The following is a 344-nucleotide window of genomic DNA, read 5'->3' as shown; positions in this document are numbered from 1 at the left end:
ACCTGGGCGATGATCTCCTGCACGGTCTTGTGCTGGAACATGCGCTGGTTGATGCGGTGGGCCAGGTAGGCCAGTTGCGGGCGCAGGGTGACCTGATAGCGGGTCAGGCGCTTGCCCGCCTCGCCTTGCGCGGCGCGGTAGATCAGGCCGTGCAGGCCGCGGCCGTCGTCGCCGAGCTGGAGGAACGCGGGCTTGTGCAGCAGGCTCTCCAGGTCCCGCGAAGGGTGCTCGCTGACCAGTTCCAGGTCGATGGCGTAGGGTTGGCTGATGGCTTCCTTGCCGTCGAAGGCGAGGACCTGGAAGTCGTGCTCCAGGCCGTCGATGTGCAGGCTGAAATGGGTCTG

Annotated in this window: 1 protein-coding gene; it reads right to left on the bottom strand. The window is 66.6% G+C overall.

Annotation, left to right across the window (positions count from 1 at the left end; genetic code table 11):
* Positions 1 to 344, bottom strand: a 344-nt coding sequence (locus NJG22_RS24485; protein ID WP_253098512.1) for a contractile injection system protein, VgrG/Pvc8 family, incomplete at both ends; no start/stop codon positions are given.

This window comes from Pseudomonas sp. VA159-2, assembly GCF_024126635.1.
In the GTDB taxonomy this organism is placed as follows: domain Bacteria; phylum Pseudomonadota; class Gammaproteobacteria; order Pseudomonadales; family Pseudomonadaceae; genus Aquipseudomonas; species Aquipseudomonas muyukensis.
Note: the sequence above shows the minus strand (reverse complement) of the source record. Positions and strands in the feature narration are given on the sequence as shown.